This window comes from Mycobacterium sp. E735, assembly GCF_001666955.1.
GTDB lineage: Bacteria > Actinomycetota > Actinomycetes > Mycobacteriales > Mycobacteriaceae > Mycobacterium.
This window is the reverse complement of the sequence record NZ_LZIX01000268.1, coordinates 34,138-43,153: the sequence shown is the minus strand read 5'-3', so window position 1 is coordinate 43,153 and position 9,016 is coordinate 34,138. Positions and strand designations below refer to the sequence as shown.

Genomic DNA, 9,016 nt, shown 5'->3' with positions numbered 1-9,016 from the left:
TGACCGCCTGCACGGCGAAGTCGAGCGCCTGCTGGCTCGAGCCGCACGCGCGGTTCACGGTGGTCCCGGGGATGGTCTCCGGCCAGCCGGCGGCCAGGACCGCGTAGCGGCCGATGTTGCTGGACTGGTCGCCGACCTGGGACACACATCCCCAGATCACGTCGTCGACCATCTCCGGGCCGACTCCCGTGCGTTCCAGCAGTTCGTTGAGGACGACGGCCGACAGGTCCGCGGCGTGCATCCCGGCCAGGCCGCCGTTGCGCTTGCCCACCGCGGTGCGCACGGCTTCGACGATGACTGTTTCCCGCATTTCCCTACTCCGCTTCCTTGGATTTCGATAGCGCCCACCGGCCAGTAAACGACGGCTCCCGCCGCTGCGCGAAGGCGGCATAGGCGGCGGACGCGTCGGCCGTCGCGAAATTGCCGACCTGGGCGCGGGCCTCGTTGGCCAGTGCGTCGCGCAACGTGCTGTCCGCACCCTCGTTCAGCAGGGCCTTGGTGTGGGCGAGGGCGATCGGCGGGCCGGCCGCCAGCCGGTGGGCGAGATCGTCGACGAAGGCGTCGATCTCCGCGGCCGGCACCAGCCACGTCACCAAGTTCAGCGCGTGCGCCTCCTCGGCGTCGATCGTCTCGGCGAGCAGCGCGAGCCGCTTGGCCTGTTGCAGGCCAACGAGTTTGGGCAGCAACCACGATCCGCCGAGGTCGATCGACAGACCACGCTTGGAAAAGATCTGGCAGAACTTCGATTCTGGCGTTGCCACGACGAAGTCGCATCCCAGCGCGAGGTTCCATCCCGCCCCGACGGCCACTCCGGCCACCTTGGCGATGGTCGGCATCGCAAGCTCGTGCAGGGCCAGCGCCACGTCGGTCAAACGCTGCAGCTTGTAGGTCGGATGAATGTCGTCGGGGACCGAGATGTCCGCGCCGGAGCAGAAGCTGCCGCCGGAGCCGGTGAGCACGAGCGCGCGCACGCCGCGGTCGTGGCCGGCGGCCTGCAGCGCGTCCCGCAACGCGATCCACAGTTCGGGGTTGATCGCATTCTTGCGGCGCGGGCGGTTGAGCGTGAGCGTGCGTACGCCGTCGCGGTCCTCGGACAGCAGCACGTGCTCGTCGGGCGCGGTCAATAGCTCCTCGGCAGTTTCAACACGTTAGATCCCAGGAAGTTCAGAATCATCTCCTGGCTGACCGGCGCGATCTTCATCAGCCGGGCCTCGCGGAAGTAGCGGGTGATGTGGTACTCCTCCGCGTAACCCATGCCGCCGTGGGTTTGCAACGCCCGGTCCGCGGCGGTGAAGCCGGCGTCGGCGCACAGGTATTTCGCGGTATTCGCCTCGCGCCCACAGGGTTTGCCGTTGTCGTACAGCCAGGTCGCCTTGCGCAGCATCAACTCGGCGGCGTCGAGGCGTGCCAGCGAGTCGGCGAGCGGGAATTGCAGGCCCTGGTTCATGCCGATGGGCCGGCCGAAGACCTCACGCTCGTTGCCGTATTTCACCGCCTTGTCCAGCGCCACCCGGCCGATGCCGAGCGCCTCGGCGGCGATCAGCATCCGCTCCGGGTTGAGGCCGTCCAAGATGTACTGAAATCCCTTGCCCTCCTCGCCGATTCGGTCCTCGACCGGAACCTCGAGATTGTCGATGAACAATTCGTTGGAGCTGACCGCGTTGCGGCCCATCTTGCGGATGGGGCGGACGTCGACCCTGCTGCGGTCGAGGTCGGTGATGAACAACGTCATCCCATCGGTCTTCTTGGACACTTCCTCGTAGCTCTGGGTGCGGGTGAGTAGCAGGATCTTGTCCGACTCCATGGCTTTGGAGATCCACACCTTGCGGCCGTTGACGATGTAGCGGTCGCCGTCGCGTTTGGCGAAGGTGGTGATGCGCGAGGTGTCCAGCCCCGCACCGGGTTCGGTCACGCCGAAGCAGACGTGCACCTCGCCGGTGGCGACCTTGGGCAGCGTGCGCGCCTTGAGTTCGTCGGAGCCGTGCACCACCACCGGTTGCATGCCGAAGATGGACAGGTGAATCGCGCTGGCGGCGTTCATGGCGCCGCCGGACTTCGCGACCTCTTCCAGCAGGATGGTGGCTTCGGTGATCCCGAGGCCGTGACCGCCGTACTCGGCGGGGATCGTCATGCCGAGCCAGCCGCCGTCGGCGATGGCCTGATAGAACTCGGAAGGGAATTCGTGGGCCTGGTCTTTTTCCATCCAGTACTGGTCGTCGAACTTGCGCGCCAGCTCGGCGACGGACCGGCGGATCAGCTCCTGATCATCGGTCAGCTCGAAGTTCATGCCATCGCTGGGCATTGGCGCACCTCCATCAAGCGCGAGCAGACGCAGAATCGCACGATCGCGGCCCGCGCAGTGCGATTCTGCGTCTGCTCGCCCGGGAACGGGACGGTTAATCCTTGTTGCCGCTGAGGGCCTTCGCGTTGGCCGCGAACTCCGCGAAGGACGAGCCGCCCCGGCTGTCCTTGTCGTGGCCCTTCGCCTTGATGGACACGTCGTGCCCCTCGGCGGCCTTACGCAGCGCACCGACCGTCGCCTGTTCGCGCGAAATGTGCGTGAACGGGTCGAACGAGTACCAGCGCATGGCGTTCTCGTGCGTCATCTTGTTGATCTCATCGTCGGGAACGTTGTTGATGCTCAGTACGTCCCACAGCTCTTCCGGCGCGCCCGGCCACATCGAGTCGCTGTGCGGATAGTCGGCTTCCCAGCAGATGTTGTCGATGCCGATCATGTTGCGTAGCGCCACGCCCACCTTGTCGCTGATGAAGCAGGTCAGGAAGTGGTCGCGGAAGACCTCGCTGGGCAGCTTGCCCTTGAAGTTCTGGTGCGTCCAGGCGGAGTGCATCTCGTAGGTCCGGTCGGCGCGCTCGAGGAAGTAGGGGATCCAGCCCGTTCCGCCCTCGGACAGCGCGATTTTCAGGTCCGGGTACTCCTTGATCGGCCGCGACCACAACAGGTCGGCGGCGGCCTGCACGATGTTCATCGGCTGCAGCGTGATCATCACGTCCATCGGCGCGTCCGGCGCGGTGATGGCCAACCGGCCCGAGGACCCGATGTGCACGTTCATCACGGTGTCGGTCTCCACCAACGCTTTCCACAGCGGGTTCCAGTACTCGTCGTGGAAACTGGGATAGCCCATCGCGGCCGGGTTTTCGGTGAAGGTCAGCGCGTGCACGCCCTTCTTCGACACCCGCCGTACCTCGGCGGCGCACGCCTCGGCATCCCAGATCACCGGGATCGCCATCGGGATGAAGCGCGCGGGATAGGCGCCGCACCACTCGTCGATGTGCCAGTCGTTGTAGGCCTGCACCAGCGCGATCGAGAAGTCGTTGTCGTCGGTGGCGAACAGCCGCCCGGCGAAACCCGGGAAGGACGGGAAGCAGATCGAGGCCAGGATGCCGCCGGCGTTCATGTCCTTGACGCGCTCGTCGACGTTGTAACAACCCGGCCGGATCTCGTCGAGCCCCGTCGGCTCGATGCCGTACTCCTCCTTCGGCCGACCGGCGACGGCGTTGAGCGCGACGTTGGGGATGACGGTGTCGCGGAACTTCCACATGTCCGAACCGTCGGCGTTGTGCACCAGCCGCGGCGCGTCGTCCTGATACTTCTTCGGCAGGTGGTTCTTGAACATGTCCGGCGGCTCAACGGTGTGGTCGTCGACGCTGATCAGGATCATGTCTTCTTTGTTCATGGCCGTTGCCCTTCCGTCGGGTCCGCCTATCCGGTTCCGCTCCCACGCAGCCTCGGCGAATCGCTGTCCCGTGCCAAGATCACTGAAATGAAAACTATCTTCTCGCCAAGCGAGAATCAACATCCAGCCGACGCCACGACCGGCTTTCGCCCGCCCCACCGGTGGCGGAACACGCCCATAAACCGCCCGCCCCGGGACGAGGACGCGCCGAGGTAGCTGGCCTCGTTGTCGGCGAGCCCAGCGCGGCCGCGGACATTTTCGCAGGAAGGGAGCCGTTTTGGACGCCGCGTGCGCGCGCGGCATCCCGGCCGGGCGAGACCCCTCCCGCCGGCATTGACCGGCCGCGCGATTCGTGCAACTCTATTGGTTGTAAATGAGAATCTGATTCTCCCTGGCCGAGAGGTGGCGGGGAGGATGGCGAGAGGAGAGCTCGGATGCGGTTGCCGCCGCTGCCGGCCGATCAGTGGGACGAAACCACCCACAAGGCGCTCTCGGCGATGCGTGACCCGGCTGCCAACAACGCGCTCAGCACCCTCGCCCGCCACCCGGCGCTGGCCAAGGCGTTTCTGCGGTTCAACGTTCATCTCTTGACCTCGTCCACGCTGCCGGCGCGCGTCCGCGAGCTGGCCATCCTGCGCGTGGCGCATCGTCGCGAATGCGCCTACGAGTGGTCTCACCACGCCCGCATGGCCAGGGACGAGGGAATCACCGACGATCAGATCGCCGCCGTAGTTGGTGATGCCGGCGAGAGCGCCGGCGACTTGGACGAGTTCGATCGCGCGGTGATCACCGCCGTCGACGAACTTGACGACAAATCGCGACTGTCCGACGAGACCTGGGCCGCGCTCGGCGAGCGCCTCGACGACCGGCAGCGGATGGATTTCGTCTTCACGGTCGGCTGCTACGCCACGCTGGCCATGGCCTTCAACACTTTTGGCGTACAGCTCGAAAACGCCGATCGGAACCACTGAGAGAGGTAGAAAGGTGCCCCACTTCCCCAAGCCGGCCGCAGGCAGCTGGACAGAGAACTACCCCGAACTCGGCACGGCGCCTGTCGATTACACCGACTCGATCGATCCGGCGTTCTTCGACGCCGAGCGCGACGCCGTCTTCAGGAAGACCTGGCTCAACGTCGGGCGGATCAATCGCCTCCCGCGCACCGGCAGCTACTTCACCCGGGAACTGCCGTCGGCGGGCAAGGGCACGTCGGTCATCATCGTCAAGACGAAGGACGGATCGGTCAAGGCGTATCACAACGTCTGCCGCCACCGCGGAAACAAGTTGGTGTGGAACGACTTCCCGAACGAGGAGACCTCCGGTACCTGCCGGCAGTTCACCTGCAAGTACCACGCCTGGCGCTACAGCCTCGACGGTGAGCTGACCTTCGTCCAGCAGGAAGACGAGTTCTTCAACCTCGACAAGGGCAACTTCGGCCTGGCGCCGGTCCGATGCGAGGTGTGGGAAGGTTTCATATTCATCAACTTCGACCAGAACGCGGCGCCGCTCGTCGACTACCTCGGGCCACTGGCCAAGAGCATCGAGGGCTACCCCTTCGGCGAGATGACCGAGACGTACTCCTACCGCGCCGAGGTCGGCAGCAACTGGAAGCTGTTCATCGACGCGTTCGTCGAGTTCTACCACGCGCCGATCCTGCACCAGGGCCAGTACACCAAGGAAGAAGCCGCCAAGATCCAGAAGTACGGTTATGAGGCGCTGCACTACGAGTTGGCCGGCCCGCACAATCTGCAGTCGACGTGGGGCGGCCAGGCGCCGCCCCCGGACATGTCCATGGTGAAGCCGATGGACCAGGTGTTGCGCAGCGGCCTGTTCGGCCCATGGGACAAGCCGGAGATCATCGAAAACCTCGACCTGCCACCGGGCGTCAACGTGAAGAGGGTGCCGCAGTGGGGCATCGATTCGTGGCTGTTCTACCCGAACTTCATGCTGCTGATCTGGGAGCCGGGCTGGTATTTGACCTACCACTACTGGCCGACCGCCGTGGACAAGCACATCTTCGAGTGCACGCTGTATTTCGTCCCGCCGCGCAATGCGCGGGAGCGGCTGGCCCAGGAGTTGGCCGCCGTGACCTTCAAGGAGTACGCGCTGCAGGACGCCAACACGCTGGAAGCGACCCAGACCATGATCGGCACGCGGGCCGTCACGGAATTCCTGCTGTGCGACCAGGAAGTCTTGATCCGTCATCTGCACAAGACGACCGGTGACTACGTCAAGGAGTATCAGAACAATGGCCACGTCGCTGCTGCCCGCTGAATTCGCCGACCTCGAGCCCTTTTTGGGCTGGGACCTGGCCACCGAACCCGAGCGCTACGCCAAGCGGCTGTCCTCGACGATGGCCGAGATGCAGGCCTTCTACGACGTGGCCTTCCCCCGCCTCGACGACGTGATCGCCTACTGTGACAGATACCCACTCGACGATCTCCCCGAGGACGCAAAGGCTCTCATGCACATGATGCAGTCGCTCGTCATGGTGTCGTTTCCGATCGAGGCCTGGAAACAGCCGAGGGTGCCCGACAGCGGCGCGGCCTGGGTGGAGTGCATTCGGGAGCCGGTGATCTGACCGGTGTTGACGCTCAAGGCCGCCGGGCTGCTCGATGTCGACGCCGGCGAGATCGTCTCCCCCGGCGTCGTCCAGGTGGAGGGCGACCGGATCGTGCGGGTCGGCGGCGAGCCGGAGGGCGAGCTCGTCGACCTCGGCGAGGCGATCCTGCTGCCGGGGCTGATGGACATGGAGGTCAACCTGTTGATGGGCGGCCGCGGCGAAAAGCCCGGCCTGTCCCAGGTTCAGGACGACCCGCCGACGCGGGTGTTGCGCGCGGTCGGCAACGCGCGGCGCACGCTGCGCGCCGGATTCACCACCGTGCGCAACCTCGGCCTGTTCGTCAAGACCGGCGGCTACCTGTTGGACGTCGCGCTGGGCAAGGCCATCGACGCGGGCTGGATCGACGGTCCGCGCATCGTGCCGGCCGGGCACGCCATCACCCCCACCGGCGGCCACCTGGACCCCACGATGTTCGCGGCGTTCGCGCCCCACGCGCTGGAGCTGACCGTCGAAGAGGGCATCGCCAACGGCATCGACGAAATCCGCAAGGCCGTGCGCTACCAGATCAAACACGGCGCCGAGCTGATCAAGGTCTGTTGCTCGGGCGGGGTGATGTCGCTGACCGGTCCGCCTGGCGCACAACACTATTCCGACGAGGAACTGCGCGCGATCGTTGACGAGGCGCACCGGCGCGGGCTGCGCGTCGCCGCGCACACGCACGGGGCCGAGGCGGTCAAGCATGCCGTCGACGCCGGCATCGACTGCATCGAGCACGGCTTCTTGATCGACGACGAGGCGATCGCGTCCCTGGTCGAGCACGGCACCTTCCTGGTCAGCACGCGGCGCCTCGCCGACGGGGACGCCATGGACGTTTCGCACGCCCCGCCCGAGCTGCAGGCCAAGGCGGCCGAGATGTTCCCGAAGGCGCGCACCTCGATCGTGGCGGCGTACGAGGCGGGCGTGAAGATCGCGGTGGGCACCGACGCGCCCGCGATCCCGCACGGCCGCAACGCCGACGAACTTGTCACCCTTGTCAACTGGGGGCTGCCGCCGCTGGCGGTGCTGCGGGCGGCCACGGTGACCGCGGCCGAGCTGATCAACTCGACCGATCGCGGCCGGCTCGCGGCGGGTCAGCTCGCCGACATCATCGCGGTGCCGGGAAACCCCTTGGAAGACATCACCGTCACCCAGCACGTGAGCTTTGTCATGAAAGGCGGCAAGGTCTATGTCGACAAATCAGCAAACTCGAATTGACGACCTGGTCGAGATCCAGCAGCTGCTCGCCCGCTACGCGGTCACCATCACTCAAGAGGACATCGACGGGCTGATCGGCGTCTTCACCCCAGACGGCACCTACAGCGCCTTCGGCTCAACCTACAAGCTGGACAGGTTCCCCGAATTGGTCGCCGCCGCCCCGAAGGGATTGTTCCTCACCGGAACCGCCTTGATCGAGAACTTCGATGGTGACTCCGCGAGCGGCACCCAGCCGCTGTGCTTCATCGACCACGCCACCCACGACATGCGGATCGGCTACTACCGCGACACCTACTCCCGCACCCCGGACGGGTGGCGGCTGAAAACCCGTGCCATGACGTTCATTCGCCGCAGCGGCGTGCACGACTCCGGGCGCCCGCACGCCGTCGGCCGCCCCGCGCCGTGAATGTCGAGGAGTTCCGGGCGGGCCTGCGATCGTGGCTTGACGACAACGACCTGACCCCGGGACCCGACCACTCGCTACAGGGCCACATGCGGCAGTTCGCCCGGGTCAGCCGCGCGCTCTACGACGCCGATTGGATGCGCTACGGCTGGCCCGCCGAGGTCGGTGGATTGGGTGGCCCCGCGGTGCTGCGTGCGATCGTGGGCGAGGAGGTGGTTGGTCGCCGCCTCGCCGAACCCGGCCCCTATTCGATGCTCGAGGTGCTCGCACCCACGATGATCGACTACGCCCCGCCGGAGCTCGCCGCCGAAATGGTGCCGCGGCTGCTGAGCGGCGAAGAGCAATGGTGTCAAGGCTTTTCCGAACCGGGGTCGGGCAGCGACCTGGCCTCGCTGACCACCCGTGCGACGCAGCAAGGCGACAACTGGATCGTCAACGGGCAGAAGGTGTGGACCAGCTTCGCGCAGTTCTCGTCGCGCTGCGTCCTGCTCACCCGCACCGGACCGGGCCACGACGGGATCACCGCCTTCTTCGTCGACCTCGACACGCCCGGCATCACCATCCGGCCGCTCCGGACGATGCACGGCGTGGACGAATTCTGCGAGGTCTACTACGACGACGTGGTGATCCCTGGCAGCCGGATGCTCGGCCGACCGGGCGACGGCTGGCGACTCGCCATGGACCTCCTCCCGTATGAGCGGTCCACCTGCTTCTGGCAGCGAATCGCCTACCTGTACTCCCGCTTCGACGAACTCATCGTGCAGGCGTCGGCCGCCAGCGATCCCAGCGAATCCGCCTTGGGCGCGGCGTATCTGGCGCTGCACACACTGCGCTGCCGGTCCCGCGACACCCAGTACCGGCTGCGCGACGGGGCACGCCTGGGACCGGACACGTCCATCGACAAGGTGCTGCTGGCCGGCGCGGAGCAACGGCTCTACGACACGGTCCGCGACCTGCTGCCCGGAGTGCTCGAACTCGACGACACACCGTGGCGCGCGGAATACCTGTACTCACGCGCGGCCACCATCTACGGCGGGACCGCCGAGATTCAGCGCAATATCATCGCCCGCCGGCTGCTCGACCTCGGGAAGGAGTGAACCGTGG

Annotated in this window: 9 protein-coding genes and 1 pseudogene; 6 read left to right on the top strand and 4 right to left on the bottom strand. The window is 66.2% G+C overall.

Annotation, left to right across the window (positions count from 1 at the left end; genetic code table 11):
• The 4 genes and pseudogenes from A5704_RS21990 to A5704_RS21975 all read right to left on the bottom strand — a co-directional run.
• Positions 1-310: pseudogene (locus tag A5704_RS21990) on the bottom strand (acetyl-CoA C-acetyltransferase); the annotation flags it as partial.
• A gap of 4 nt (positions 311-314) precedes the next feature.
• On the bottom strand, positions 315-1,124 hold the full coding sequence (locus A5704_RS21985; protein ID WP_067778513.1) for an enoyl-CoA hydratase/isomerase family protein: 810 nt from the start codon (positions 1,122-1,124) through the stop codon (positions 315-317).
• Entirely contained in the window at positions 1,121-2,287 is a 1,167-nt protein-coding gene (locus A5704_RS21980) for an acyl-CoA dehydrogenase family protein (RefSeq protein ID WP_067778515.1), read from the bottom strand. The genes A5704_RS21985 and A5704_RS21980 overlap by 4 nt, the downstream gene beginning before the upstream one ends.
• Before the next feature lie 109 nt (positions 2,288-2,396).
• Complete coding sequence (locus A5704_RS21975; protein WP_067778518.1) at positions 2,397-3,695, bottom strand: amidohydrolase family protein; 1,299 nt, start codon at positions 3,693-3,695, stop codon at positions 2,397-2,399.
• Between the two features lie 434 nt (positions 3,696-4,129).
• Here A5704_RS21975 and A5704_RS21970 point away from each other — a divergent pair, with 434 nt between their 5' ends.
• Genes A5704_RS21970 through A5704_RS21945 form a run of 6 tightly spaced genes read left to right on the top strand, consistent with a single transcriptional unit; the run spans position 4,130 to position 9,009 of the window.
• Entirely contained in the window at positions 4,130-4,666 is a 537-nt protein-coding gene (locus A5704_RS21970) for a carboxymuconolactone decarboxylase family protein (protein ID WP_067758393.1), read from the top strand.
• A gap of 13 nt (positions 4,667-4,679) precedes the next feature.
• Positions 4,680-5,966 (top strand): aromatic ring-hydroxylating dioxygenase subunit alpha, encoded by a 1,287-nt coding sequence (locus A5704_RS21965; protein WP_067758390.1) that lies wholly within the window; start codon positions 4,680-4,682, stop codon positions 5,964-5,966.
• Positions 5,941-6,273, top strand: a complete 333-nt coding sequence (locus A5704_RS21960) for a hypothetical protein (protein WP_067758387.1) — start codon at positions 5,941-5,943, stop codon at positions 6,271-6,273. The genes A5704_RS21965 and A5704_RS21960 overlap by 26 nt, the downstream gene beginning before the upstream one ends.
• Positions 6,274-6,276: 3 nt before the next feature.
• Positions 6,277-7,509 (top strand): amidohydrolase family protein, encoded by a 1,233-nt coding sequence (locus A5704_RS21955; protein ID WP_067891051.1) that lies wholly within the window; start codon positions 6,277-6,279, stop codon positions 7,507-7,509.
• Positions 7,481-7,915 (top strand): nuclear transport factor 2 family protein, encoded by a 435-nt coding sequence (locus A5704_RS21950; protein ID WP_067891048.1) that lies wholly within the window; start codon positions 7,481-7,483, stop codon positions 7,913-7,915. Before A5704_RS21955 ends, A5704_RS21950 begins: the two co-directional genes overlap by 29 nt.
• The gene (locus tag A5704_RS21945) at positions 7,912-9,009 is read left to right on the top strand and encodes an acyl-CoA dehydrogenase family protein (RefSeq protein ID WP_067891045.1); all 1,098 of its coding nucleotides are present in this window, start codon (positions 7,912-7,914) and stop codon (positions 9,007-9,009) included. The genes A5704_RS21950 and A5704_RS21945 overlap by 4 nt, the downstream gene beginning before the upstream one ends.
• The last annotated feature ends 7 nt before the right edge of the window (positions 9,010-9,016 follow it).